This is a genomic window from Duganella rhizosphaerae, from assembly GCF_040364205.1.
In the GTDB taxonomy this organism is placed as follows: domain Bacteria; phylum Pseudomonadota; class Gammaproteobacteria; order Burkholderiales; family Burkholderiaceae_D; genus Rugamonas; species Rugamonas rhizosphaerae.
Genome location: NZ_BPWK01000003.1, coordinates 116,251 through 141,050 on the forward strand (window position 1 = coordinate 116,251; position 24,800 = coordinate 141,050).

Annotated in this window: 23 protein-coding genes, 1 tRNA gene and 1 pseudogene; 7 read left to right on the forward strand and 18 right to left on the reverse strand. The window is 56.9% G+C overall.

Annotated features, from left to right (window positions below; all coding sequences use genetic code 11):
• Positions 1-17 precede the first annotated feature (17 nt).
• The 5 genes from RUGAMON1_RS07795 to RUGAMON1_RS07815 all read right to left on the reverse strand — a co-directional run bounded on the left by RUGAMON1_RS07795 (position 18) and on the right by RUGAMON1_RS07815 (position 3,834).
• Entirely contained in the window at positions 18-548 is a 531-nt protein-coding gene (locus RUGAMON1_RS07795; protein ID WP_445229975.1) for a hypothetical protein, read from the reverse strand.
• On the reverse strand, positions 545-1,186 hold the full coding sequence (locus RUGAMON1_RS07800) for a hypothetical protein (protein ID WP_445229976.1): 642 nt from the start codon (positions 1,184-1,186) through the stop codon (positions 545-547). Before RUGAMON1_RS07800 ends, RUGAMON1_RS07795 begins: the two co-directional genes overlap by 4 nt.
• A complete protein-coding gene (locus RUGAMON1_RS07805; RefSeq protein ID WP_445229977.1) occupies positions 1,179-1,742 on the reverse strand; it encodes a PAAR domain-containing protein in 564 nt (187 codons plus the stop codon). Before RUGAMON1_RS07805 ends, RUGAMON1_RS07800 begins: the two co-directional genes overlap by 8 nt.
• A gap of 391 nt (positions 1,743-2,133) precedes the next feature.
• Positions 2,134-3,477 (reverse strand): type II toxin-antitoxin system HipA family toxin, encoded by a 1,344-nt coding sequence (locus RUGAMON1_RS07810; protein ID WP_445229978.1) that lies wholly within the window; start codon positions 3,475-3,477, stop codon positions 2,134-2,136.
• A 15-nt stretch (positions 3,478-3,492) separates the two neighbouring features.
• The gene (locus tag RUGAMON1_RS07815) at positions 3,493-3,834 is read right to left on the reverse strand and encodes a helix-turn-helix domain-containing protein (protein WP_445229979.1); all 342 of its coding nucleotides are present in this window, start codon (positions 3,832-3,834) and stop codon (positions 3,493-3,495) included.
• A 603-nt stretch (positions 3,835-4,437) separates the two neighbouring features.
• On the opposite strand from RUGAMON1_RS07815, the gene RUGAMON1_RS07820 reads away from it, so the two are divergent.
• From RUGAMON1_RS07820 to RUGAMON1_RS07830, 3 genes are all read left to right on the forward strand, one after another.
• Positions 4,438-4,851, forward strand: a complete 414-nt coding sequence (locus RUGAMON1_RS07820; RefSeq protein ID WP_445229980.1) for an integrase arm-type DNA-binding domain-containing protein — start codon at positions 4,438-4,440, stop codon at positions 4,849-4,851.
• A gap of 280 nt (positions 4,852-5,131) precedes the next feature.
• The gene (locus RUGAMON1_RS07825; RefSeq protein ID WP_445229981.1) at positions 5,132-7,525 is read left to right on the forward strand and encodes an AAA family ATPase; all 2,394 of its coding nucleotides are present in this window, start codon (positions 5,132-5,134) and stop codon (positions 7,523-7,525) included.
• Entirely contained in the window at positions 7,497-8,540 is a 1,044-nt protein-coding gene (locus RUGAMON1_RS07830; RefSeq protein ID WP_445229982.1) for a hypothetical protein, read from the forward strand. Before RUGAMON1_RS07825 ends, RUGAMON1_RS07830 begins: the two co-directional genes overlap by 29 nt.
• A gap of 87 nt (positions 8,541-8,627) precedes the next feature.
• Here the strand turns inward: RUGAMON1_RS07830 and RUGAMON1_RS07835 are convergent, their stop codons facing one another.
• The 4 genes and pseudogenes from RUGAMON1_RS07835 to RUGAMON1_RS07850 form a co-directional block, all read right to left on the reverse strand.
• Complete coding sequence (locus RUGAMON1_RS07835) at positions 8,628-9,212, reverse strand: DNA-primase RepB domain-containing protein (protein WP_445230333.1); 585 nt, start codon at positions 9,210-9,212, stop codon at positions 8,628-8,630.
• The gene (locus tag RUGAMON1_RS07840) at positions 9,209-9,709 is read right to left on the reverse strand and encodes an IncQ-type mobilization protein MobB (protein ID WP_445230334.1); all 501 of its coding nucleotides are present in this window, start codon (positions 9,707-9,709) and stop codon (positions 9,209-9,211) included. Before RUGAMON1_RS07840 ends, RUGAMON1_RS07835 begins: the two co-directional genes overlap by 4 nt.
• Positions 9,710-10,037: 328 nt before the next feature.
• Positions 10,038-10,457 (reverse strand): annotated as a pseudogene (locus tag RUGAMON1_RS07845) (relaxase/mobilization nuclease domain-containing protein); the annotation flags it as partial.
• Positions 10,441-10,935, reverse strand: coding sequence for a plasmid mobilization protein (locus tag RUGAMON1_RS07850; protein ID WP_445229983.1), 495 nt, complete (start codon positions 10,933-10,935; stop codon positions 10,441-10,443). The gene RUGAMON1_RS07850 and the pseudogene RUGAMON1_RS07845, both read right to left, overlap by 17 nt.
• 444 nt (positions 10,936-11,379) lie before the next feature.
• On the opposite strand from RUGAMON1_RS07850, the gene RUGAMON1_RS07855 reads away from it, so the two are divergent.
• On the forward strand, positions 11,380-11,592 hold the full coding sequence (locus RUGAMON1_RS07855; protein ID WP_116994434.1) for a helix-turn-helix transcriptional regulator: 213 nt from the start codon (positions 11,380-11,382) through the stop codon (positions 11,590-11,592).
• A 66-nt stretch (positions 11,593-11,658) separates the two neighbouring features.
• On the opposite strand, the gene RUGAMON1_RS07860 is transcribed toward RUGAMON1_RS07855, so the two are convergent.
• From RUGAMON1_RS07860 to pepN, 4 genes are all read right to left on the reverse strand, one after another.
• Positions 11,659-12,882 carry a tyrosine-type recombinase/integrase gene (locus RUGAMON1_RS07860; RefSeq protein WP_445229984.1) on the reverse strand — a complete coding sequence of 408 codons (1,224 nt, stop codon included), beginning with the start codon at positions 12,880-12,882 and terminating at the stop codon, positions 11,659-11,661.
• A gap of 176 nt (positions 12,883-13,058) precedes the next feature.
• A tRNA-Thr gene (locus RUGAMON1_RS07865) sits at positions 13,059-13,134 on the reverse strand.
• Between the two features lie 106 nt (positions 13,135-13,240).
• A complete protein-coding gene (locus tag RUGAMON1_RS07870; protein ID WP_445229985.1) occupies positions 13,241-14,242 on the reverse strand; it encodes a class 1 fructose-bisphosphatase in 1,002 nt (333 codons plus the stop codon).
• Positions 14,243-14,284: 42 nt separating this feature from the next.
• A complete protein-coding gene (gene pepN, locus RUGAMON1_RS07875; protein ID WP_445229986.1) occupies positions 14,285-16,975 on the reverse strand; it encodes an aminopeptidase N in 2,691 nt (896 codons plus the stop codon).
• A 197-nt stretch (positions 16,976-17,172) separates the two neighbouring features.
• Between pepN and RUGAMON1_RS07880 the strand changes: the two genes are divergently transcribed.
• Positions 17,173-17,841, forward strand: coding sequence for a DUF4136 domain-containing protein (locus RUGAMON1_RS07880; RefSeq protein WP_445229987.1), 669 nt, complete (start codon positions 17,173-17,175; stop codon positions 17,839-17,841).
• A gap of 61 nt (positions 17,842-17,902) precedes the next feature.
• On the opposite strand, the gene RUGAMON1_RS07885 is transcribed toward RUGAMON1_RS07880, so the two are convergent.
• The 4 genes from RUGAMON1_RS07885 to RUGAMON1_RS07900 all read right to left on the reverse strand — a co-directional run bounded on the left by RUGAMON1_RS07885 (position 17,903) and on the right by RUGAMON1_RS07900 (position 20,504).
• Positions 17,903-18,082: a CsbD family protein gene (locus RUGAMON1_RS07885; protein WP_445229988.1), complete on the reverse strand. Its 180-nt coding sequence runs from the start codon at positions 18,080-18,082 to the stop codon at positions 17,903-17,905.
• A 101-nt stretch (positions 18,083-18,183) separates the two neighbouring features.
• Positions 18,184-19,158, reverse strand: a complete 975-nt coding sequence (locus RUGAMON1_RS07890; RefSeq protein ID WP_445229989.1) for a quinone oxidoreductase family protein — start codon at positions 19,156-19,158, stop codon at positions 18,184-18,186.
• Positions 19,159-19,199: 41 nt separating this feature from the next.
• Positions 19,200-19,586, reverse strand: a complete 387-nt coding sequence (locus tag RUGAMON1_RS07895) for a methylglyoxal synthase (protein ID WP_445229990.1) — start codon at positions 19,584-19,586, stop codon at positions 19,200-19,202.
• 9 nt (positions 19,587-19,595) lie between these two features.
• Positions 19,596-20,504: a DMT family transporter gene (locus tag RUGAMON1_RS07900; protein ID WP_445229991.1), complete on the reverse strand. Its 909-nt coding sequence runs from the start codon at positions 20,502-20,504 to the stop codon at positions 19,596-19,598.
• A gap of 164 nt (positions 20,505-20,668) precedes the next feature.
• Here RUGAMON1_RS07900 and RUGAMON1_RS07905 point away from each other — a divergent pair, with 164 nt between their 5' ends.
• Positions 20,669-20,971, forward strand: a complete 303-nt coding sequence (locus RUGAMON1_RS07905) for a hypothetical protein (protein ID WP_445229992.1) — start codon at positions 20,669-20,671, stop codon at positions 20,969-20,971.
• On the opposite strand, the gene RUGAMON1_RS07910 is transcribed toward RUGAMON1_RS07905, so the two are convergent.
• A complete protein-coding gene (locus tag RUGAMON1_RS07910) occupies positions 20,964-23,504 on the reverse strand; it encodes an alkaline phosphatase D family protein (RefSeq protein WP_445229993.1) in 2,541 nt (846 codons plus the stop codon). The two genes, RUGAMON1_RS07905 and RUGAMON1_RS07910, sit on opposite strands and share 8 nt — an antisense overlap.
• 172 nt (positions 23,505-23,676) lie before the next feature.
• Between RUGAMON1_RS07910 and RUGAMON1_RS07915 the strand changes: the two genes are divergently transcribed.
• Entirely contained in the window at positions 23,677-24,786 is a 1,110-nt protein-coding gene (locus RUGAMON1_RS07915) for a glycosyltransferase family 9 protein (protein WP_445229994.1), read from the forward strand.
• Positions 24,787-24,800 lie beyond the last annotated feature (14 nt).

Below are 24,800 nucleotides of genomic sequence, written 5' to 3' on the forward strand. Positions count from 1 at the left end.
TGTCGACAGTTAGCCATCTATTTTGGCGCCCTGATCACATCAATATTGCCGGTCGCTGAATAGAGAACTCGAGCATTTTTCGACCCAGTAAGCGACATCAAATAGGCACTTCTATTTTTTTGAAAACTTCCGCTCTGCCCTAGCACGCCAAAAGGAAAACTTACACAAACAAATTTTCCACGGGCATCCGTCACCGTGCCCCACTCCGCTACATATGGGTTTAGTTCAGTGGGACGTGTTGCAAAGCCGGAGAGCGCTCGGGCCGAGTCGACTGGATATATCTTGTGATCGAGGAGGATGCCCTTCTCCGCCCCCTTCTCCGCATAACCGATGTCCTTTCCTTGCAGATTGAGATAATAGGTTGCGTTGAACCCATCCTTGTAATCATCTTGCGAGTTAATTTCTTCAGTCGGCAGCGCCCTCCACGTAACGGACGAGGAAACGGCTCGCGCGGACAGACAGCTAAGAATTGCCGCTCTGGAAGGCTCAGCAGCCCAAGCATCCAGCACAACCAGGCTCAGCAAGAAGAACAAACCTCTGCGCATCATTTGTATTCCCATCCATGCGTAACTTCCAGAAACTGTGGATTGAACTTCCAGAAGATGGTTCCGCCGTATGCTGCCGTCGAGTCGTATTGATGGTCGTATCGACCGACCTCTACACGCGTTATGGATACCTTGCCGGTACTGGTGTTCTTGACCTTGGTCGTCTTGTACTTGATTTCAAGCTTGGTGGAGTCTTGAATCCCATAGATGTTATGCGCCGGATCCGTAATCTTGATTCCCCTTCTGACCTTGAAGTGATGCTTGTAGTTCGATTTGATGTCCGCACCATCCCAAAAGTAGGCACCGTTAGACTTGTCCACCCCACCTTCAAGTGCATTGACTGCGGCCGAGATCGCCATCTTCATTCCTGGATGCCGTTCGATGTCCTTTTCCGATGCCTTCATCAGATCGGCATACCGGCGGTTGCCATCGCTAACGGCGAATGCAAACGTCTTTTCCTTCGTCGCAAAACTTATAATATCTTTGTAGCCACGTGCATCTCGCTGCCTGACCAAGACGCTGGCCAACGCAAACATTTCGTCTGGGTCGTCCTTGGTTGACGACTCACCATAAGCGATTGCAGCAAGCTGCCTTGTCTCGGCACGCAATTCCGGAGTTTTTTTCTCGTTCTTTTCACCCATGACGGCTTGCTCCGTCCACGTTGAACCACGTTACCAACTTCAGGTTGCCGCTCCCGGAAATTTTCTCCGTATCACCGCTCGCATAGTTAGCAGCTTTGGTATGAATCGCGCCATCCTTGTACAGATCGTAGCGGAAGCCTTCCACCGGCCGACCACGCTCATCCAAGATAGAGAAGAATTGCTCGACAATCTCGCCTTCTGACGCTTGGTCGCTCCGGCCATCAGATGAACTGTACGTTGCCGACGCTTCGCCAGCTGACACTGGCGAGTCCTCAATTACTTGACTGCGCAGCGTTTGATTTGGGACTAGTTTCGGAGGTGCCGGGCAAGCACACATACACAAATCGTTCTCAAGCGCAACCTGCTTTCCGTTCCAGGTTTCAGGAATACGTGGCCCGACGCATAAGATCTTCCCCTGGGACTTGCAAGCGGGGCAAAAGACGACGTCATTCTCCAGAGCGATCGGCACTCCGTTGATACTTCCACTGGCGCTGGCTGAGATGACTTTGCCGCCAGCGGTAGTTGATGCTCCCAACGTAATCGTGTAACGCCGCATCCACAGTCTCCTTGATCAGGCCAAATCTAGGGAAGGAAAACAATGCCGAGTATCAATTATTAGGCGAGCGCATCTTTTCCACTTGAGAAAGCACAAAGAACTGGCGAGGGAGATTCACGAGGGAAGGACAACAAAAAACCCGCTTCCTCTAGGAAGGAAGCGGGTTTTTCGACTTCTTAATACCTTTACGGCTGTGTTCTGGTGCGCTTGCCGGAATCGAATTAGCTATGAGATGTTGGTACAAAATCGGCCAAAAGTACCAACTCAGGTACCAACAAAACGCGGTGGTTCTTGGGTTCGGTTCCGATTATTTGCTTTCGACAATATTTCTAATGTCAGCAAGTAACAAATCTCCTGAAATTCAATAGTGTCCACGTTTGAATTTCTATCACTAAGGTAAGTTAGCTCTAAGCCGTGGTGTGGATATATGATCTATATGCCTAAAGGCATTTTCTGCCTGTTCGATAGATTTTGTCGAAGTACCAAATTCTTCGAAATAAGTTTTCCATTCACGCACCCGCTCCCATACTTCGCCAATGATGGACGCTGCCTCTTGAAGTGAAAGATTGAACATTTCTTTTGACGATATAGCATTATCAAGTGTGGCTGAACGACCATCTTGACCAACCCCTAAGAACAGAAAACGATCTGTTGCTCGAGTCGGACGTGGCATGACATCATAGAGCGGACTTAACCTCCATCCTCCAACATACGGATCCCAAAGGAATCCATGATTGCGCGGATGGTCGTCATCATTCGACACAAAAATGTTATAAATCATTCTCGTAAATAGTTCGCGATTGCTCTCACGAATTACACTGTGATGGCAGTAGCGACGAATTCCTTGTGCCAAGTCTCCGTAACTCTTCTCTCGCGACTGCATCTCATCGCAAGCAAGCATTGTAAGACCGCTCACAAAATGCAGTCTTCGCTCGGCTAACCTGTGATCGTCTGGTTGATTGGCTACCACTTCAGCTAAAGAGCTGTACTTTTCTTTAGCATTTATCCAATAACGATCAAATCGGCGAATTAACATCACATCTCTGTCGCCAACTTTAATAAATTTCACTTCAGGAACCGTCATACCGCAAATAGAAGCGAGCTTCATGGTGGCTGTTTCAATTTCCGGTACGTTCAGTCGTTCGTCGCGACTCTGGAATTTTGCTAGCCAAAGAACACCTTGTTCATCGCGAATTGTTGCCTTCGGCCTAGCGCCTCCTAACGATGCCCCAGCCTCGAAGATAGCTTCAAGGCTAGCGGGTATATCTTCCCCGTCCTCTATTCGTTCAGCGGCCTCAAGGAGATATTGGAGGTCAGCAGTTGATTGACACCCATCTGCCGGCAGTGCTCTTATGTCAGCGCGGACATCAAGAGCCCCAATTCGGTTACTGCCAGCTTCAAGTAGATAGGTTGATTCTGGCAAATCATTTGCTTTGGCCTTTAGCTTCGCTTCGATTACACGTCGCCCCCAAGCATCAGGCGAGGCATCGCGCATCCCACCAAACATCTTTAGGCCGGCTACAGGTAGTATTTTCTTCTGTCGGACTGCTGATCTATCTGCAATGGATAGGCTAACTGGGTCGACCTCCAGTGCGTGCTGTCGGGTGAGGTATTTAGTGCCATACGAAAATTCGGACGCCATTACATGTGTATTTTCCTCATGTAACGTTAATAATCCGGCTGGCACGAATTCATCTTCGATATGCGCGAAGACCGCAAGGCTTGCTTGTTTCATGATGTAAAAGTGAACTTAGAAGTCCAGATCTTCCCGCTCGCGCTTTGTTAATGGGCGAGCGCGCCTTCTTCGCTCTTTTGCCTCAAGCGCTGCAATTGTGGAATCATCTTCCGTCAGAAAGTTTTGCAACGTCTTGCCTGGTGCAATAGCATCGAGAAAGCGAAGAAGCTGCCCAAATGCGATGCTTGGGTCTCCCTTTTCAAGTCTATATGCTGTATTCCGCGATATGCCTGCTCGTAGAGCCGCCTCAGTCTGCGAAATATTTCTCGCAACTCTCAGGCGAGCCAAACGTGCGCCAATTTGCATGGCTTCCATTGTAAGGTTGGAAGGCAGAGCCTCAGCTTGAGCGATACGCATGGGATTGAGTGGTGCAAGAAATGTATGTCTAACTATGGGTCAGCGAAGAAAAAATGTCAAACACTGTTCGATATATCGATCATTGTAGCCTTAATGCTCGATATAACGAACAAAACATGCATGACAGCAGCCTTTGCCGCGAGCTACACTTGCGCTAGCGCAAGTGTAGCTCGCGGCAAAGGCTGCTGTCAACACATAAATGCCAGAAATGCAATACGAGAGAGTAAATTCCAATCTGGGCAGCCTCGCCCCTTACGGCAACACATACACCTCGTCAATAGCCGAATCCACGCCGCCGGAGGTTGGTGAGGGGGACACTGGATGATCCAGCTCCGGTCAGAGGAAAATACAGCACGTCTTCTTGTCAGATCAATCCCGCGTTGAGGGTTTTCCGTCACCGGTACAGTCCGCGCGACCGCATCAACAGTTACACCCCAAGCAACTCAGAGTTGCTCAGAACCCGCCCATATCCATATGAGGGAGTCTCTTTTATTAGCTCAGCCTGCAACGTGACAAATCGCATGCATTCGCAAATTTGACGGCATGTGGCCCAGTACTTTTTCTACGGTACGGAGAAATACCGTCACACGACGGGAGACGGCGATGGCGCTCACGGCCACTTTCGTAAAGGCCCTGAAGCTCACCAAAGGGACTACGGACCAGTGCAAAGACGGGGAAGGCATGTATCTCCTCGTCAATTCAGCCAGTAAATACTGGCGCATGGATTATCGGTTTCTCGACCGACGCGAGACGCTGGCCCTCCGCGTCTATCGGCAAACCACCGTGGCCAAGGCCCGGCAAAAACGCGCCGACGCCGAACTTCAACTCGCGGAGGGAGTCGACCCCGGAGCCGCTAAACGCCTCAAAAAGCTGCCGCGCTCCGAATTCGCCAATCAGACCTTTGAATCCGTCGCCCGCACTTGGCTGAAAAGACCAAGGCCAGCCGCGCAGACAGCAACCAGGAAAAAATCACCGGCTGGTTGGAAGGCAACGCATTTCCCTGCATCGGGCGACTAGCCGGCTCTGATATGCAAGTAGCTCAGGTTTAATCCATAGACAAGCACAGCACTGGCCCAAAAACACGTGATGCAAACGGCTAGTGCAGCGTCCTGCAAATAAAGCAAACCAGTGACATTCCACGCATCTTGCATCTAAACAAAATGCTATCCTGCTAGCAACAGACCATGTTTGGCTGCACCTGATTTTCCCCAATCAGGAAGCCGAGCTCGAAAGCCGAAGAGTCGAAAGTTACACATAAACAACAAATCCTAAAGTAGCTCAACTCAACATTAAACTCATGATCACGCAAATAGACATCGCGAACTTCGGCAGTTTTCAAGGCTTCGTCTGGAAGAATTCGGTCCGTGATAACGGTGGAGCCATCCAAACCATAAAAAAATTAAATATTATTTACGGACGGAATTATTCAGGAAAAACCACTCTTTCTCGCATAGTTCGTGCACTTCAAGAAAGACGACTTCCTCCCAATTTTGAAGGCCCATCTTTCACGATTCATAGTTCTACAGGGAATATCTCTCAATTACAGATTGCTGCACACCCCCTAAATGTTCGGGTATACAACCGAGATTTTGTGCAAGAAAACCTGAGCTTTCTAGTTGATCAGCAAGGAGGCGAAATCAAAACGTTTGCGATTGTTGGCGCAGAAAACAATGAAATCGTTCTCAAACTTGAGAAAATTGAAGACTCACTTGGCAGTGTGGACGCAAAAGCCGGGCTTCGCTACGAACAATCTGTGATTGAATTCGACAAAAAGGCAAAAGAAAAAAAAGCATCTGATGCAGAAGATGCAATGCTAGGGAAGCTGAGACGCCACGCCAATGACGTTATTAAGCCGAATAGGGACTATGGACGCGCAGGCTACAATATCAATGACATCAGGACTGACCTGAAGTATGCAAGAGACAACAAGCTTGCCATTTTAAGCGACGAGGATATCATAACAAAGAAAGAACTTCTCAAAGAAGTCGAATTGCCTGCAATAGAAAGAACACTAGAATTCAACTCAGGCATTAGTCTAATAAAATCCGAGGCATTTGAACTACTTCAACGAAAAATCACGCCAACGAAGGCAATTCAGGAACTTCTTAATGATTCGATATTGCAAACTTGGGTAAAAGCAGGAATTCCGCACCATCGAAGTAAAAGGGAAACATGCGCATTTTGTCGACAACCGCTTCCCTCCGATATCTGGGAGGTGCTAGATGCTCACTTTAGCAAAGAATCTTCTGCCCTTGAAAAGGAGATTGACGATTGTCTCGCAACGATTGCTGGCGAACTCAATAAACTTTCATCAATCGTTAGTGTGGATGGACAAAGCCTTTACATAGCAGAGCGCAAAACGTTCGACACCGCAAAAACATCGCTTGAACAAAACCTCAAACTGTACAAGGCTGACCTTAAAACCTTATCAAATTCACTTAATGAACGTAAAACAAAACTATTCGAAGTAATACCATTACCCGTAGTCGAATTTGAAGTGGTTAAAATATCTGACGACATAAAACTCCTGAACGGCGCAATTGAAAAAAGCGACGCAAAGACGAAAAATTTGTCGAAGGATAAGGAGTCAGCCCGTCTATCCCTTCGACGTAACGACGTAGCCACGTTCGCGCAGCAAATCGATCTTTCCTCCGATGAAGCAAGTGCGCAAGACTTGGCACTTGTAGCTTCAGCAGCAGCAAAGGATGCGCTTACGGTTGCAGGCAAAATCAACATGCTTGAGAAACGCGCAGATACGCTCAAAGCGCAACAGAAGGACGAACGAATAGGCGCCGAAAGGGTTAATAACCTACTAAATCATTTCTTCGGTCACGACGGATTGATGTTAAAAGCCATTGACGGGGGTGATAAACCGGGCATTAAATTTCAAATTATGCGAGGTGACAAATCGGCGTTCAATCTGAGCGAAGGTGAGTGCAGCCTTGTTGCCTTTTGCTATTTTATAGCCAAACTAGAAGATTCTGATAGCAAAGGAAAAGAACTTATCATCTATATCGACGACCCCATTTCGAGCCTGGATAGTAACCATATATTCTTTATGTACAGCATCATAGAGACGTTGATCGCAAAACCACTCAAGAACCCTGATGGATCAAATTTCTTCCGGTACGGTCAACTTTTCATTTCGACTCACAATCTGGATTTTTTAAAATACTTAAAGCGATTGTCTACTCCAAAGGAAAAACATGGAGGGGCAGCTCATTTTCTAGTTGAGCGGAATGGTACGCCCAGCACGATTTCCGCTATGCCCGGATATCTCAGGGAATATGTAACAGAATTCAATTATCTTTTCCATCAAATCTACAAATGCAGAGATGCAGCTTTAGCCAAGTCCTCTCCAGAACCTTTTTTCGCATTTGGAAATAATTTACGGAAATTTATGGAAGCATATCTTTTCTATAAATATCCATGCCAAGATGACGCACATAACTCGCTCGAAAGAATGCAAAAATTCTTTGGTGACGATGATATGGCAATTGCACTTCTCAACAGGCTGAGCAATGAGCTGTCTCACCTGGAAGAAATATTTGACCGTAGCATGAGGCCGGTCGAGATTCCAGAAATTCCAAAATTGGCTAATTTCGTCCTCGATAAGATGTATCTTTCCGATAAGGAACAATATAATTCACTCTTAAAAAGTATTGGCGAACCAGAAAGAGAAGCTAAATAAATTACGCCTTTCATCTCAACAACACCTGAAATTTAATATTGAAATGACAATTCAAAGTAAGTGTTTCTATCCTTTTACTAAACAACTAGCATCGCGAATTGGGCAGATGACCAGTTTTGTTTGGGCCAGCTATGCTGGTTTGTGGCACATTCACCGAGAGGCAAGCGCTATAGCCGGTCTTTCGGCCAAGCCGGAGTGGAAAAAAATCGAGAACTATTTAGTAGATGGAGTGCCAGACAGAGGCGGTATCGATCTGAAATTTATTACATCAAAAGCTTGGCCAGAGCATCAAGCTGTTTATTCTGATTTTATTTTGGCACAAGGTGCAGTATTGTACGAGGAATGGTGCGGAGAATTGGCAAGGCACAATGTTCTACCGCCATATAAAATAAATGCCGAAACATTCCAATTTCCTTCTGGCTCAACCAGCAGGAAATGGACTAACTGGGCAGCATTGGACTTGTCGGGCGCAATCCCAACTTCTGTTTTTTTGACTTCTGAGGTTCAACCAAAGTTAACCACATTGTATGCAGCAAATATTTTGAATTTAGACCCACTACTAAGGTGGTATAGATTTTATAAACAAATTCGGAATAGTAAAACCCACCACGGCGGTATCGCCCGTCAAGAAAACGTAGATGCATATGCCCTAGCAATTGCAACCCCATTAAAATCTCTTGGACTTAAAAGAGACTACAGTAGCCCAGTTCCGGTTATTGGACAAGAAATAAAAATTGCACTCTCCGATGCGGTTTTAATGCTCGCAATTATTCAGCGAATAGCATATGCTTTTGACTCAAAATATTGTCATACGGTGCTTGCAGAAACCGATCTTGAACTAAGGATAAATAAAATACTTTTGACGATAAAACCGCCTAAAGAAGCTCTGGCTGCACGAAAAGAAACATGGATTCGGAATTTCATGGAACGTCATGGCGCTGTAACTCCGACAACAATTGCGCCAACCGAAAAATGGCTGAGAGATAAGAATTTGATTGACATAAGAACTATATAAATCACATTAAATTATTGAACTATGCCCTGCGTCGCTAAAAGTCACATCCCTGCGGCCGGGGAATTTCCCGACAACATAATCTTGTCCTTACCGCGAAGGGGTGCGCGACTGTTCAAGTTTTTGATCTCGCTGCACAGCCTGAACCTTTGCTCGCTCTTGCTCCAACCTCGCAAGATACGCCGGCGCCGCCTGCGCCACCCTGCCCTCGCACTCCGTCACCAGAACGAACGGATGTCGTCCACCAGACCGTTGCACCTGCTGGTTGGTGAAGCCAGCCAGTCGCCCATCAGCACGACTGATTGCCTTCGCACCGTGACGACCAAGCCCTTGTACCAACACTTCTGCCGCGCGGCCACGCAACGGATCAGTTAGTGCCCTCTGTGACAGCTTCACCCACGCCTGGTATTGCTCAGGTCCCGTCTCCACGACCACCGCCGGAGCAAAGCCACGTTCGCGCAATGTCTGCAAGTCCTGCTTTTTCAAACCACCCAGTAGCACCAACCCGTGTTCACCATCGGGCCGTACCCAGACATCGTAGCCTCGCGCATTCATGCGCTTGAGCCACGCCATGCCTTTGACCACCTCCGCTTTGCTCCACCACCGCTCCTCCTGCTTGCCCTTCGTCGGATCCACCAGCGTCACCACGAACCGATCCACGCCCATCGCCATCATTTGCCTTTGCGCGGCTTCAGCGCTGCGATCTCTGGCCGCAGTAGCTCCGCTACCGCCTTTGCGTCCAGCGTGTTCTGGACCGTCGGCGCTGGCGCCAGCCAAAGCCAGAATACGCTCACGAGCAGCCCCGTCACTATTCCCGTCAGCAAAGCCAATAGGTAGTGGCTCACTTCCATCCGCCGCCCCGCCTGGTCCAGTCGTTCGGCTGCTTTCTCGGCCGCTATCGTCGCGTTGCGCCACGACGTGATCGCCGTCTCCACTTGTGCCCGGAATTGTTCGCCCTGCTCCCGGCTGTGTTGCCCGATCTGCTCCAGGCTTGCTCTCGTCTCGTCCGTCAATGCGGCCATCGCCTGTGCCAGCGGCTCCAATAGTGTCGCCAGTTCTTCCGCGCTGGTCAGCTTCGCCTGGCGCAAGCTCTCGATTTGTTGGTTCAGCGCTTCCACCCGCGCCGCGTTCGAGGCAGCGGCCAACTGCCGCACCGTCTCGCTCTTTGTCATAGCTCACCCCGCGTTTCGCCAGCCCCATTGGGCTGTAGCCCTTCCCCAGGTCGCTGCCTTTCATCATCACACCATCCAGCCGATAGGACAGGCCCGACATCTTGCGGCCCTCCAGCTGCGTAACCGGCACTAGCTCGACACCAACCGCCGCCAGGCGCTCCGCGTATTCACTGAAGCTGTGACAGTGGGCCGCCGCACCATCGCACAGCTGCTGCAAGCGCTGGCGCGTTGACGGCACGCCGGTGCGCAAGCCTTCCTCAATCTCGCCCTTGGTCAGCGCATGGCGCTGTACCTCGATTGATGGCATTACACGCTGCAAATCGAATTCGCGCTCGATGGCGCGCATCAGCGTCTCCTGGCGTCGATAGTCATGGCTGTCGGATGTGACGCCACCATCAAAGCGGATGCGGTTCACCAGCAGGTGAATATGCTCGTGCTCCGTATCCGTGTGGCGCGTCACCAGGTACTGGTTGTTCTCCAGTCCCATGCCATGCAAATAGCGCTGCGCCACCTGCTGCCACTGCTCGTCGCTCAGATGCTCGCCCGGCGCCGCCGACAGCGACACATGCAGCACGGCCTTGCCCAGCTTGGGCCGCAGCTTGCGCACCTCGCCGAACTCCTTAGCCAGTTCACGCGGTGTGGTGCCGCTCATGTTGGTGTCGATGACGCGGCCCTGCTCTTTGTTCAAGTCGTAATCGAGGGCGCCACGAAAGCCCCTTCCTTTGACAGCCTTAGCGATCATCGCCATCCACCTCCACGCCGAGCAAGGCCTGGCGCAAGCGCTGCGTCTCCACTAGCAAGCGCGCCAGCAAGGCATCGGCCACCGTCACCTTGCGCCCTTCGTTGGCCAGGCGCGTGAGCTGGTTCAGGTTCGCGGCCAGACGGGCCAGTTCGACATACTGCTCTCGATTGATCGCGGCCACGGGTGGCGATGGTAAACGCCTTGATAGCGCGGCGGCCCGCAGCCATTGGGCCGGTTTCATATGCATGGCGGCGGAACGTTCGCACAACGTGGCGTATTCGCTGATGGAGACGCGTACGCCAATGACAGCGGTGCGCACGGCGGCAGGGTCGCCTTTACGGCGGCCGCCCTTGGACTTGCGAGGAGTGAGATCGGTATTCATCACGCGACCGAGCCGGCTTTGGTGAGCGAAGCGAATGCAGTCCGACGAGCGCAGCGAGAGCAGCCCCGCAGGGCAAGCCAAGTTTAAGTGAAACGAAAACATGGCTTGCTCCTAGCCCGACGGCGCATCCTCTACCACTGTAAACGGACTGTGCCGTTACACGCTGAGCCGCATCAAACGTCTGAGGTGTCGCACCGCTCGCAGCACCCAAGGCGCCACCACAGCAGAGCACGCAACGCCGCAAAGTTTCCGAGGCGACAGCCGCTCCATGGCAGATTGCGCGGCGTCCACTTTGCGGCGCGTCAAAATGCGCTGTGGAATCTCGACGGCCGCTGCGCTCGCTCAACGTTTTCACTACGCCACCTACCAGAATAGCAACAGGTAGCCGCAACGGCGCGGCGCCTTTCCCCAGCAAGGCCTCGCACCATGCACACCTCAACTTCGACCAGGCATTAGCCTTTCTCCAAATGCACAAAGAAGTGCTACGCAACCGGGCCAAGCAAAGCCAATTTTCTCTGAATTGAATACCGACCAGTGGAGGTCCACATGAACAACAACGATAACCAACCCACAGCGTGCAGATTGATGCGGTTACGCGAAGTCCTTCACATCTGCGGGATGTCCCGAACATCGCTGTATCGCGTGATGAAAGCGCATGAATTTCCCACTCCGGTCAAGCTGTCCGCTCGATCAATTGGGTGGCGCCAGGACGAGGTGCTTGAATGGGTGGAGAATCGGTCGAAGTCGCGCAGCTGGTAAAATCAGGCGCCCTACGGGACTGAAGCTCAGCTAAGCGCCATCATCACCATAGGGCGCTGCGAAAATTCACTCATGCTGCGGTCTCGAAAGAATGACTTCGCCATCGACGCGCAGCTTATCCAGATAATCGGCCCAACGCTGCATCATCGCGCGGCGCGCTGGCAGGTGTGCGGTGCGGTTGTATGCGCGCCCGTTCGGATCGATCACTCTATGCGCCAGTTGATGCTCAATCAGATCGACACGTTCACCCAAGACTTCATCGAGGATGGTCCTCGCCGTCGCACGGAACCCGTGCGCGGTCATGACTTCTTTCGCGTAGCCCATGCCGCGCAACGCGGCGTTGATGGTGTTCTCGCTCATACAAGCGTCGCCGGTACGAAAACTTGGGAACACAAATTTTCCATGGCCTGTCACACGATGCAGTTGACGCAGGATCTCCACTGCCTGCCGCGCCAGAGGCACCATGTGCTCCACCTTCATCTTCATTTTCGCCGCCGGGATGCGCCACTCCGCCGCGTCCAGATCGAATTCGCGCCATTCTGCGGTCCGCAATTCGCCCGGACGTACAAACAGCAGCGGCGAAAGCTTAAGCGCCGCCACGGCCACAAAATGGCCGTTGTAGCCGTATATGGAACGCATAAGGGCCCCGAGCTTCTTCGGCTCCGTGATCGCGGCAAAATTAGTTCGGGGCACAGAGATCAGCGCCCCCCTCAGGTCCGCCGTCACATCGCGCTCCACCACGCCGATCGCCACACCGTATCGCATGATCTGGCCACAGACCTGCTTGATGCGATGGGCAGAATCAATTGCGCCTCGCGCCTCGACCTTCTGCACCACCGTAAGGATGTCACGCGGTTTGATCAACGTCACCGGCAGCTTGCCAAGGTAGGGAAACAAGTCATGCCTCAGCCAGGCCTCCACCTTCTCCTGGGTGCTGGCCGAGCGGCTATGCGACATCATCGCCAGCCAAGCCAGTGCCAGTCCTTCAAAGGTGTTGGCTGCCTCCTGAACCTTGTTTGCTTTGGTCTCGCGTTTGAGTTGGCTCGGATCGATGCCAGCCGCCAGGGCCTCGCGAGCCTCGGTGCGAAGCTTGCGGGCCTGAGCCAGCGAAACTTCAGGATAAACACCAAGCGCCAGCGTCTTTTGCTTACCGAGCCATCTGTAGCTCATCCGCCAGTACTTGTGCGTCTTTTTGACCAGCAAGAACATGCCCTGCCCGTCGGAATGCTTGTCTCCCGCTGCCGCCCCACTATGCTTGACGTGCCGGATAAAGGTGTCTGTCAGTGCCATGGTTGACTCCGGTGTTGGTACTTTTTTTACCTGCTGAGGTAAGTACCAACAAAAATACCAACCAGATGTTGGTATTTCATGCTAATTCATTAAACGTCCGGGGACAACAAAAAACCCGCTTCTCCTATGGGAAAAGCGGGTTTCGGTACTTCTTGGTATTTCTTACTGCTGAGTTCTGGTGCCGCTTGCCGGAATCGAACTGGCGACCTTTTCATTACGAATGAACTGCTCTACCAACTGAGCTAAAGCGGCGAAGTCGCACATTCTAACAAATATTTCTCGCTACACGCTAGTCCCAACACGATAAATTTTAGCCATGCTGCAAAAATGTCATTGCTTTGTGCGGTTTTGAAGCTTCTCAGCCTGCGTGGTAGCCCGTCACCACCGCCACTTCGTCCCGCGAACCCAGGAACACCGGCACGCGCTGGTGCAGCTTGTGCGGCTGGATGTCCATGATGCGGTTCTGGCCGTCGGTGGCCGCGCCGCCCGCCTGCTCGACGATGAAGGCCATCGGATTCGCCTCATACATCAAACGCAGCTTGCCTGGCATCGACGTGTCGCGCGTGTCCGCCGGGTACATGAAGATGCCGCCGCGGTTCAGGATGCGGTGCACGTCGGCCACCATCGAGGCGATCCAGCGCATGTTGAAGTTGGTTCCGCGCGGGCCGGTGTCGCCGGCCAGCAGTTCGTTGACGTAGCGCTGCACCGGCGCATGCCAGTGGCGCTGGTTCGACATATTGATCGCGAATTCCTTGGTCTTGGCCGGGATCTGCATGTTGCGCTGCGTGAGCACCCACGAACCCATCTCGCGGTCCAGCGTGAAGCAGTTGACGCCATTGCCGGTGGTGAGCACCAGCATGGTCTGCGGGCCGTACACGGCGTAGCCTGCGGCCACTTGCTTGGTGCCGGCTTGCATGAAGTCCGCTTCGGTCGGCTGGCCCATGCCTTCAGGCGCCTTCAACACCGAGAAGATGGTGCCGATCGAGACGTTGACGTCGATGTTCGACGAGCCGTCCAATGGGTCGAACAGTAGCATGTATTCGCCTTTTGGATAGCGGTTCGGGATCGGGTGGATCGATTCCATCTCTTCCGACGCCATCGCCGCCAGATGGCCGCCCCATTCGTTCGCTTCCAGCAGGATTTCGTTGGAGATGATGTCCAGCTTCTTCTGCACTTCGCCCTGGATGTTTTCGGTGTCGGCGGTGCCGAGCACTTCACCCAGCGCGCCTTTGCCTACCGAGTGGCTGATGGTTTTGCAGGCGCGCGCTACCACTTCGATCAACAGGCGCAGTTCGGCCGGGATCGAGTTGTTCTGGCGCTGTTCTTCCACCAAGTATTGTGTGAGGCTGATGCGTTTCATGGTTTCCCTTGAGGTGAATATAAATCGTATAAATTGTTATGCTTAATTGGCGAGCGCTTTGGTGACCACTTCCAGCACGTCGTTCGACAGCTTGGCGCGGCCGGCTACCTTCTCCAGCGCGCGCTTCATCTTTGCTTGCAGCGCCGGCGCGTAACGGCGCCAGCGGTCCATGCCGCGCGCCAGGCGTGCCGCTACCTGCGGGTTGATCGCGTCGAGCTTGATCACGAACTCGGCCCAGAATTCATACGCGCTGCCGTCGGCCGCGTGGAACTGCGACGGATTGGCGCTGATGAAACTGAAGATCAAACTACGCGCGCGATTCGGATTCTTCAGCGTGAAGGCCGGATGCTGCATCAGCTTGCGCACGGCGGCGACGTTGGTGGTCGGCGCGGCCGCCTGCATGGCGAACCATTTGTCGATCACCAGCGCCTCGTTTTCGAAGTCCTGGTAGAACGCCTTCAGGTACGGGCCCGCTTCGGCGCCGCTGTGGATCATCGAGACCAGCGCGGCGGAACGGTCGGTCATGTTGCCGGCCTTTTCAAACTGCTGCTGCGCGAGCTTCAGTTCCGCCATGTCCGGCGCCACCATCAGGTAGGACAGGCACAGATTCTTCAGCGCGCGCTTGCCGGCCGACAGCGCGTCCGGGCTGTAGGCGCCGGGCGTCTGGTTGGCGTGGTATTGCGCCAGCAGCTCGGTCTTCAGGACCGCGCCAATGGTGCGGCGCATGAACTGGCGCGCCACATGGATCGCCTGCGGATCGACCACGTCCATCTGCTCGGCGACGATGATTTCCGACGGCAGTATCAGCGCCAGCTCGCGGAAGGCCGGATCGAGCGACTCGTCGGTCAGCACGGCGCGCTGGGCGTTGAGGAAGGTGGCGTCCAGTTTCAGGTTGGCGTCGCTGCCGCCAGCCGCCGCCACTTGCGCGGTCAGCTTCAGCAGGCGCTCCATCGCCAGCCGCTGGCCCGCTTCCCAGCGGTTGACCGGGTCGCTGTCATGGCTGAAGAGGTGCAGCAGTTCGTCGTCGGTGTAGTCGTATTCGAGGATCACCGGCGCCGAGAAGTCGCGCAGGATCGATGGCGTCGGCCGTTCGTCGACGTGGCGGAAGCGGAAGATCTGCTCCTGCTCGGTCAGCTCCAGCACGACCGTATGTGTGTCACCCTTGGCACCCTTGGCCTGCTTGCCGCCTTCCAGCGTCAGCGGCAGGTCCTTGCCGCTGGCGCTCAGCAGGCCCACCGCCACCGGAATGTGGAACGGCAGCTTGTCGGCCTGGCCGGCGGAGGCCGACGAGGACGCAGGAGCACGCTGGCTGAGGATGATGTCGAAGTTGCGCTTGACGGCGTCGTAGCGGGTGCGCGCGGTGACGATGGGCGTGCCGGCCTGCGAGTACCAGCGCTCGAACTGGTGCAGGTCGCGGCCGTTGGCGTCGGCCATGGCGGCGCGGAAGTCGTCGCATTCGACGGCTTGGCCGTCATGGCGCTTGAAGTACAGGTCCATGCCCTTGCGGAAACCGTCGCGGCCCAGCAGGGTCTGATACATGCGCACCACTTCGGCGCCTTTTTCATACACGGTGACGGTGTAGAAGTTGTTGATCTCGACGAAGGAGTCGGGCCGCACCGGGTGCGACATCGGGCCGGCGTCCTCCGGGAACTGGGCCTGGCGCAAGGTGCGCACCTGGTCGATGCGGGTGACGGCGCGGCCGCTGTCGGTGCCGATCATGTCGGCGGAAAACTCCTGGTCGCGGAACACGGTCAGGCCTTCCTTCAGCGACAGCTGGAACCAGTCGCGGCAGGTCACGCGGTTGCCGGTCCAGTTGTGGAAGTACTCGTGGCCGACCACCGCTTCGATGCCGGCGTAGTCGACGTCGGTCGCCACGCGCGGGTTGGCCAGCACGAACTTGGTGTTGAAGATGTTCAGGCCCTTGTTCTCCATCGCGCCCATGTTGAAGTCGCCCACGGCGACGATCATGAAGCGGTCCAGGTCCAGCTCCAGGCCGAAGCGTTCCTCGTCCCAGCGGATCGAGTTCTTCAGCGACTGCATGGCGTAGTCGGTCTTGTCGAGGTTGCCCTCTTCCACCCACACTTGCAGCAGCACTTCGCGGCCGGACTGCAGCGTGTATTTTTCTTCCTGACACACCAGGCGCGCCGCCACCAGCGCGAACAGATAGGATGGCTTCTTGAACGGGTCTTCCCACTTGGCGTAGTGGCGGCCGTCGCCGAGCTCGCCCTCTTCGATCAGGTTGCCGTTCGACAGCAGCACCGGGTAGGCGGCCTTGTCGGCGCGCAGCATCACGGTGTACTTGGCCATCACGTCCGGACGGTCCGGGAAATAGGTGATGCGGCGGAAGCCTTCGGCCTCGCACTGCGTGAAGAAATTGCCGTTCGAGACGTACAGGCCGGACAGGCTGGTGTTCTGCACCGGCGCGCACAGCGTTTCGATTTCCAGCACCACCTTGGCCGGGGCCTTGCGGATGATCAGCGTGCCGCCGTCCTGATGATATTCCGTCGGCGCCAGCGGCTTGCCGTTCATGCGCAGCGCCACCAGTTCGATCTCCTCGCCGTGCAACACGATGTCACGTCCTCGGCCGGCCGGGTTCTGGCGCATGGTGATGCGGTTGGCGACCACGGTGCGGTCGGGATCGAGGTCGAAACCGAGTTCTACGGTATCAACCAGGTAGCTGGGAGCGGTGTAATCTTTGCGGAATATCGTCTTAGGACTGCTGTCTGTGCGCATTGGAGGACTCTGGTGACGTGAGCAAAGGCCTATTTTACCAATACCAGCGGGGACGGACGCGTGAATCGCCTGCGCTGGCGCATATAAGTTGCTGGTTTCCACCTTGCCGTAACATTCTGTAATAATCGTGCAGGGTACGGGCGACCGTCGTAGACTTAGTACTGAAAAATACCGTCTGAACAGAGAGGGGCACTATCATGAAATACCTTGCCATGCTGGCGACCGCCGCCGTAGTACTGCTGAGCGGCTGCGCCACCACCATCCGCAGCGATGTCACGGCCTTCAACGCCTGGCCGGCCGACATCCAGGACAAATCCTATGCGTTCGAGGCCCCGCAGGGCGCGGACGACACGCTGGAATACCGCAGCTATCAAGTGCTTGTGAGCAACGAACTGGGCAAGCTGGGCTTCCACCAGGTCGCCGACAAGCAACAGCCGAAGTTGCTCATTGGAATGAAATTCAGCACCATCGACCATCCGGTGCGGGTGCTGGAGGCGGAAGACCCGTTCATGGGCCCGTATTGGGGTCCGGGCTTTGGCCGTTACGGCTGGGGTTATTCGCGCTGGGGCTACCGTCCGTTCTTCTACGATCCTTACCGCTTCGGGCCGATGTATGTGGAAGAGCGCGTCAAGCATGAATACCAGCGCCAGCTGCGCGTGACCATCAACAGCATCGATGGCCGCAAGCTGTACGACGTCACCGTGCAGAACACCAGCCGCGTGCAGGCCACGCCGCATGTGATGCCGGCGCTGGTGCAAAGCGCCTTCACCGGCTTCCCGGGCGTGAGCGGCGTGCCGCGCAGGGTCGACCTGACGATCGATCCGAAAACCGAAACGGTCCAGGCGACGCCGCCTAAGGCCGGTTGAAAAAATCCCCAAAAAAAAATGCGCCGGCAAAAGCCGGCGCATTTTCATTTGTGCACGCCAATTACTTGGTGGCGATATGCACGGCTTCCTTCAGGTCGCCGACTTTCTCTTGCAGCTTGCCTTCAGCCTGCTTCTGCAGGCCTTTGGCTTCCTGTTCAGGGCTGTCAACCAGATCGCCGACTTGCTCCTGGATTTTGCCGCCGATGTCTTTCAGTTTGCCTTCAACTTGGTCTTTGTTCATGATGTTGCTCCTTTAGGGGCCCAGGCTGGAATAGCTTGGGCATGGAGAACAGCATAGCGGCCTGCCGCGTTTCATTCAGTACGCTTGCGTACACAAAGCCGTCACGGCAGCAGGATCGACGAGCCGGTGGTCTTGCGCGCTTCCAGTTCGGTGTGGGCGCGGGCCACGTCGGCCAGGGCGTAGCGCTGGCGGACGTCGATCTTGACCTCGCCGCTGGCGACCACGCCGAACAGCGATTTGGCAGCCGCTTCCAGATCCTCGCGCCTGGCCATGTAGGACATCAACGATGGCCGCGTGATGAACAGCGAGCCGCGGCTGGCCAGCTCGCCCAGGCTGAACGGCGGCACCGGTCCCGAGGCGTTGCCGAAACTGACCATCGTGCCCAGCGGCTGCAGGCAGTCCAGCGAGCCGATGAAGGTGTCCTTGCCGATCGAATCGTACACCGCCGACACGCCCTTGCCGCCGGTGATCTCCCGCACCCGCTCGGTGAAGTTTTCCTTGTTGTAGTTGATGACGTGGTGGGCGCCGTTCTCGGTGGCCAGCGCCGCCTTCTCTTCCGAACCCACCGTGCCGATCAGCGTCACGCCCATCACCTTGGCCCACTGGCAGGCGATCAGCCCGACGCCGCCGGCAGCCGCGTGGAACAGGATGGTGTCGCCGGCCTTCAGCGGCACCGTGCGGTGGAACAGATACTGCACCGTCAAACCTTGCAGCATCATCGCGGCCGCCGTGTCGAAGCCGATTTTTTCCGGCAGCACCAGCAGCTGCGAGGCCGGCATATTGCGCGCCTCGGCATAGGCGCCGATCGGCCGCCCGGCGTAGGCCACGCGGTCGCCCACCTGCACCTCGGTCACGCCCTCGCCCACCGCCTCGACCACGCCGGCGCCTTCCATGCCCAAGCCGCCCGGCAGCGGCTGCGGATACAGGCCGGTGCGGAAGTAGACATCGATATAGTTCAGGCCGATCGCAGAGTGGCGCACCTGCGCCTCGCCGGGACCGGGCGGTCCCAGCTCCACGTCCACCAGCTCCATCACTTCCGGACCGCCGACGCGGTTGATGCGGATTGCCTTGGTCATGTCCAGCTCCTTTGTGGGGAATGCGAAGAGTGTAGCGCCGCTCAGGCCGACGCGGCGCGCAGCTGCAACTGCGACAGCACCAGGTGCGCCGACGAGACGTTGGTGGCGCACGGCGTGTTGTGCACGTCGCAGGCGCGCACCAGCGCGTTGATGTCCGGTTCGTGCGGCTGCGGCGTCATCGGATCGCGCAGGAAGATCACGCAGTCGATCTCGCCTTCGACCAGCATCGAGCCGATCTGCAAGTCGCCGCCGAACGGCCCCGAATGCTTGCGGTCCACCGTCAGCCCCAGCTCGTTGATCAGGCGGCCGCCGGTGGTGCCGGTGGCGGTCAGCGTGCAGGTGGCGAGGAAGTCCTTGTACTCGCCGGCCAGCGCGATCATGTCGTCTTTTTTCTTGTCGTGGGCAATCAGGGCAATGCGGGTTTTCATGTCTTGATCCTATTTTTTTGACAGCAGATAAATCCCGGCCAGCACCAGGGTGGTGCCTCCCAACTGCCAGGAGGTGACAGGCTCGCTCAGCAGCAGCGCGCCTAAAAACAGCGTTGAAACGGGGCCGATCATACCAGCCTGCGAAGCGGTGCCGGCGCCGATGCGCTGGACCGCGGTCATGGTCATAAACACCGGCATCACCGTGCAGACGATGCCGTTGACCAGCGACAGCCCATACACCGGCAACGGCTGGATCAGCCCGGAGGCCGGCCGCAGCAGGAAGAACTGGCCGATGCAGGCCACGCTGGAAACGCACATCGCATACGACACCAGCCGCAGCGCACCGAGCCGCCGCACCATCTCGCCCGACAGCAGCAGGTAGACCGAATAGGCGGCGGCCGAGCCGGTGACCAGCGTGGCGCCGAGGATGACGTTCTTGCTGCCGCTGTTGAGGTCATGCAGGAACACGAAGACGATGCCGCAGTAGGAGGTCAGCAGCGCCAGCCACTGCTTGCGGCTGATGTGCTGCTTGAGCAGCGTGGAGGAGATCAGCAGCACGAAGGTCGGCGTCAGGAACAGGATCAGCCGTTCGAGGCCGACCGAGATGTACTGCAGGCCGAGGAAGTCGAGGAAACTGGAGAGGTAGTAGCCGACCAGGCCGAGGCCGACAATGCGCCAGCGGTCGCCGCTGGACAGTGGCGCTTCGGTGCGCATCTTCCACAGCGCGACGGCGGCGAACACCGGCAGCGAGAAGATCATGCGGAAAGCGATCAGGGTGACGGCGTCGATCTGGTAGCGGTACAGCAGCTTGGCCACCACCGCCTTGGTCGAGAAAAGAACCGCCCCGCCGATGGCGATACCCAGGCCGCCCAGATAGGCGGCGCGCGCCGGCGCGCTGTCCGTGATGCTTGTAGTCATGGGCAAATTGTAAGGCCAAACGCTCTCTGGCGCTTGGCGCCGCCATTTTCTGCCCAGCCCGCGACCCAGGTGAGCCGGATCAATCCAGCCATGATAGGCTGTGCAAGTATCGACGGATGACGATCAGTGTTAAAAAATACGTAAGAGCAGGCAGGAGAATCAGTATGGAACTGACTCGTGATTTTGAGACTGGAATAGTTGATCGTATCGCGGCCGACCCTGCATTCGCCAACGCGATGTTGGATGAGGTTGAAGAGGCACTCAAAGCCAGCGGCGATGGGGCCGCGCGCGGAATGCTCCGTGCTCTCATAGCGGGCACGATAGGATTTGAGGCACTATCCCGCCCGCTATCAACAACGGGCGAGGCACTGCAAACATCACTTTTAACGGATGACTCCACGATGCCCCCCCCGTTGAGCGCCATCCTGGCTGCGCTCAAACGGGAGCTTGGGGTTGCCGCTAGCTGATGGCGACGGCGGCCGAACCGGCCGCCACGGTGGCGGTGGTTACGCGGGCCACCACGCTGGTCGGCGCGTTGCCGCCCACCAGCTTGTTGACCTGCTTGAACTGCGCCACCAGCTTGCCCGGCGTGAGCGTGACCAGCGTGAAACCCTGCGCATCGGTGTTCAGATGCTTGATCCACGGGTTGTTGCCCAGGCCGGACAACTGCTGCGCCAGCGCCAGCAGCGAAACGCTGAAGTCGCTGCTCGCCTGCAGGCCCGCCAGCACCGCGCTGGTGGTCGGGTCCAGCTGCGCCTCCGGCAAGCCCTTGGCGCCCAATGCACCGCGCACCTGCACGCGGATCTGCTCCAGCAGGCTGGCCACGGTCGGCGCGGCCTTGCCCATGGTGTAGTCCAGCATATTGATGGCGATGCTCAGGGTGCCCAGGCCGGTGACCGGGATCGCCAGCGGGTACGACACCAGCGCGGCGATGTCGCCCAGCGCCGACGCCGCGTCGCGCAGGTAGCTGAAGAACGAGTCCGAGCTGATGCCGGCCGACACCAGGTCCACCATCACCGGCGTACCGCCGCCGGTGGCGTCGAAGTCGTCGCTGACGGTGCCGGCGAAGAAGGCGTGGATATCGCCGGTGATCGCCACCACGTTGCCGATGCTGTTGCTCTTCAGGTGACCCATCAAAGCCTTGCGCTCGCTGTTGTAGCCGTCCCACTGGTCGCAGTTGAGCAGGAAGCGCGCGAAGAACGGCGCCAGCGCCGCCTTCTTGCCCGACGCCGCCACGAACGGCGAGTCGATCTTCTTGGCCTGGATGTCCGGCTTGATGTAGCCAAAGGCGATGGTCTGCGCGCCGACCGCGATCTGCTGCGCCGGGGTCGCCGGCAGCACGCCGCGCGTGCTGTCGATGACCGCGTTCATGGTGGCGACCGTAATCGCCACCTGCGCCGCGCTCAAGCCCGCAGCAGCGGCCGCCGCGCCCTGCGCCGCCGTCGTACCACCGGTGGCGAAGCTGACGAAGGCCGCCGTGCCGCCAGCCTGCGCCAAAGCAGGCGTCGCACCGGCGGTGGCCGCGGCGACGATGGCCGCCGCCAGCGGGAACTTGCCGCCGACGGCAGGCACCGCCGCCGTGCTGCCGATCGACGCCGCGATGGTCGGCACCGCGTTCAACGCCAGCAGGGTCGCGATGGCGTCCACGCCGTTCAGGCCCATGCGCAGCAGCGACACTTCATTGCCCCACAGTTTCCAGGTCGAGGTGGCGGCCTTCATCTTGTCCATCCACCACTGGCGCTGGGTGGAACCCAGCATCGACACGGTGTCCAGCGGCGACGCCAGGCCGATGGTGGTGGCGCCGGCCATCTTCTGCGCTTCCACGGTGTTGAACACGTCCTGCTGCACCAGGTAGCGCGAGCCGATGCGGCCCAGCGGCAGGCCGGTGGCCGGATTGATCGACGATTCAGGGATCACGTGGTCGGCGCGGTACAGGCGCTCGTCGGTCATCACCAGCTGCATCAGCTTGCCGAACTGGAAGTCGCGGTAGATCTTGATGTTCTGGAAGCCGGTGGTGGCGGTGTCGAGGTTGACGTCGGCCGGCATGTATTCGAACCAGGCCTGGTTGGCGTTGCGGCGGCGGCCGGTCTGGTGCAGGTCCGAACCGTCGGTGGTGCTGAAAGTGCCGTCGTAGGTCTGGGCGTCGCCCCAGGCGTCGTCCGAGAACTCGTGGTCGTCCCAGATGGCGATGAAGGCGAAGCGCTCGTGCAGCGCCTGCAGGCGCGCGTCGGTGCGGTACTTCTTGTACAGGTAGCGGTAGTCGGCCAGCGTGGTGGCGTACTTGGCGCCCGAGGTGCCGCTCTTGAAGGCGCCGTCCGGCAAGGTCAGCGCGTCATGGCGCGATTCCACCGCGCCGACCTGGAAGCTCTCGCCGACGGTCTCGTAGATGTAGTCGCCCAGGTGGACGATGAAGTCCAGGTTTTCGCCCACGATGCTGGTCATCGCGCCCCAGTGGTTGACGCTCCAGTCCTGGCAGGTCATGTAGGCGAATTGCAGCTGCGCGACGTCGGCGTCGGCGGCCGGCGCGGTCTTGCAGCGGCCGACGTTGGAGCGCGTGTCGCCGGCGACGAACTGGTAGTAGTACACGGTGTTGGGATTGAGGCCGGTCACCTTGTGGCGCACGGTGTTGTCGTATTGCGACTGCAACGGCAGCTTGATGTCGACCACGGTGGCGCCGCTGAGCGCGGTGCTGCCGCCCAGGGCCGCGCCGTTGTCGGCGGCGGTCATCACCAGGCGGATCGCGCTGTCCGAGGCGCTTGGCGCGGGCGCCACGCCGTCGGCCGAGGCCGGCACGGCGCGGGTCCACAGCATGATGCTATCGCTGTGCGGATCGCCGGAGGCAACGCTCTGCGGGAACTTCCAGGCGCCGCTGGCCAACGGCAGATCGGTGGCGCCATCGGCGGGTGCGGAGCTGCTGCCGCCACAGGCAACCAAGCCGGCGCCAGAGGCGACCGAAACCGTGATAAAGCTGCCGTATTTGAGAAACTGCCTTCTGTCCATGTCTGCTCCGCTTTTTTTATAATGTGAAAAAATAAATAGTAGCAGCAAGATATGACAGTATCTCTACAAAAAATGGAGGACTGCCTCTAGGAGCAACATGGCTCTACTGGATTAACTTAATTTGACTTTCTTACACCTGTACACCGCCGATAATTACTGGCAAGCTCTATAAATGAAACAATTGATACCCCCGACTCTGCTTGCCCAGGCAAAAAAAATCCTGGTCGTCACCCACATGGCGATCGGCGACTTCACTTACATGCAAATGTGCTTCCGCGCCTTGAAGCGCGCCCATCCGCACCTGGAAATCCATCTGTGGGTGGACGAGCGCCGGCGCTCGGACAATCCCGAGGACTGGCCGCACCTGAAGAACTACTCGCTGTACGACTGGCTGGCCGCCAGCCCCTACATCGACAAGACCTACGACCAGAACTACAGCCCCGCCCTGCATGCGCAATCGATCGCCGAGGCGCGGCGCGAGGAGTATCCGATCGTCGCTTCGCTGACGCATATGGCCTGCCACCGCTACGCCAGGCTGACGCGCGAGATCAGTCCGCGCGGCTTCATCATCGGCCTGACCAAGCACAAATACCGCTTTTTCGAGCTGTCCAAAAAGCTCAGCATCCTGAAATTCAACGCCACCATTCCGCTCTACGAATCGCAGGAGCGCGACGTGCCGCACGTGAGCGACATCTACGCGCAATGGTTCTCGAAGGCCTTCGGCGTCGACATCCCCAAGCTGGACCGCTACCCGGTCATCCACATCCCGGACCAATGGACGACTTACGCGCGCGAGCAACTGGCGACCTGGGGACTGACCTCGCAGGTGGTCTTCATCAACACCTATTCCAAGGGCCCGGAGCGCTGTTGGCCGCTGGAGCGCGCCTTCGAGCTGATCAAGGAAATGCGCAGCCATCCCCAATGGCGCGACGCTGGCTTTGTGGTCAACGTTGTGCCGGAAGACCTGCCGGCCGCGCGCGAGATTTACAAAAATGCAGCCTTGCCGGATACGCATCTTTTCTCCGCGGTGGACAACTTCTTCCAGCTGCCCGCCATCCTCAGCCTGTGCAGCCTGATCGTCACCGTCGAAACCGCCGTGATGCACTTGGCGAACGCCGTGCACGTGCCGGTGATCGCCCTGATGCGTCAAAACAATCCGGAATGGGTGCCGATCGACCGCGAAAACAGCGCCGTGATCCTGGTCAAGGAGATGGACGCGTGGGTGACGAAAATCGAGTTGCCAGAGGTGATGGAAAAGGTTTTGAGTTGGCCCCTATGCTAGAATACCGCCCTCAC

Coding starts and splice junctions, on each gene's coding strand:
- RUGAMON1_RS07795 (WP_445229975.1), bottom strand. CDS start 548: ATGATGCGCAGAGGTTTGTTCTTCTTGCTGAGCCTGGTTGTGCTGGAT.
- RUGAMON1_RS07800 (WP_445229976.1), bottom strand. CDS start 1,186: ATGGGTGAAAAGAACGAGAAAAAAACTCCGGAATTGCGTGCCGAGACA.
- RUGAMON1_RS07805 (WP_445229977.1), bottom strand. CDS start 1,742: ATGCGGCGTTACACGATTACGTTGGGAGCATCAACTACCGCTGGCGGC.
- RUGAMON1_RS07810 (WP_445229978.1), bottom strand. CDS start 3,477: ATGAAACAAGCAAGCCTTGCGGTCTTCGCGCATATCGAAGATGAATTC.
- RUGAMON1_RS07815 (WP_445229979.1), bottom strand. CDS start 3,834: ATGCGTATCGCTCAAGCTGAGGCTCTGCCTTCCAACCTTACAATGGAA.
- RUGAMON1_RS07820 (WP_445229980.1), top strand. CDS start 4,438: ATGGCGCTCACGGCCACTTTCGTAAAGGCCCTGAAGCTCACCAAAGGG.
- RUGAMON1_RS07825 (WP_445229981.1), top strand. CDS start 5,132: ATGATCACGCAAATAGACATCGCGAACTTCGGCAGTTTTCAAGGCTTC.
- RUGAMON1_RS07835 (WP_445230333.1), bottom strand. CDS start 9,212: ATGATGGCGATGGGCGTGGATCGGTTCGTGGTGACGCTGGTGGATCCG.
- RUGAMON1_RS07840 (WP_445230334.1), bottom strand. CDS start 9,709: ATGACAAAGAGCGAGACGGTGCGGCAGTTGGCCGCTGCCTCGAACGCG.
- RUGAMON1_RS07850 (WP_445229983.1), bottom strand. CDS start 10,935: ATGTTTTCGTTTCACTTAAACTTGGCTTGCCCTGCGGGGCTGCTCTCG.
- RUGAMON1_RS07855 (WP_116994434.1), top strand. CDS start 11,380: ATGAACAACAACGATAACCAACCCACAGCGTGCAGATTGATGCGGTTA.
- RUGAMON1_RS07860 (WP_445229984.1), bottom strand. CDS start 12,882: ATGGCACTGACAGACACCTTTATCCGGCACGTCAAGCATAGTGGGGCG.
- RUGAMON1_RS07870 (WP_445229985.1), bottom strand. CDS start 14,242: ATGAAACGCATCAGCCTCACACAATACTTGGTGGAAGAACAGCGCCAG.
- pepN (WP_445229986.1), bottom strand. CDS start 16,975: ATGCGCACAGACAGCAGTCCTAAGACGATATTCCGCAAAGATTACACC.
- RUGAMON1_RS07880 (WP_445229987.1), top strand. CDS start 17,173: ATGAAATACCTTGCCATGCTGGCGACCGCCGCCGTAGTACTGCTGAGC.
- RUGAMON1_RS07885 (WP_445229988.1), bottom strand. CDS start 18,082: ATGAACAAAGACCAAGTTGAAGGCAAACTGAAAGACATCGGCGGCAAA.
- RUGAMON1_RS07890 (WP_445229989.1), bottom strand. CDS start 19,158: ATGACCAAGGCAATCCGCATCAACCGCGTCGGCGGTCCGGAAGTGATG.
- RUGAMON1_RS07895 (WP_445229990.1), bottom strand. CDS start 19,586: ATGAAAACCCGCATTGCCCTGATTGCCCACGACAAGAAAAAAGACGAC.
- RUGAMON1_RS07900 (WP_445229991.1), bottom strand. CDS start 20,504: ATGACTACAAGCATCACGGACAGCGCGCCGGCGCGCGCCGCCTATCTG.
- RUGAMON1_RS07905 (WP_445229992.1), top strand. CDS start 20,669: ATGGAACTGACTCGTGATTTTGAGACTGGAATAGTTGATCGTATCGCG.
- RUGAMON1_RS07910 (WP_445229993.1), bottom strand. CDS start 23,504: ATGGACAGAAGGCAGTTTCTCAAATACGGCAGCTTTATCACGGTTTCG.
- RUGAMON1_RS07915 (WP_445229994.1), top strand. CDS start 23,677: ATGAAACAATTGATACCCCCGACTCTGCTTGCCCAGGCAAAAAAAATC.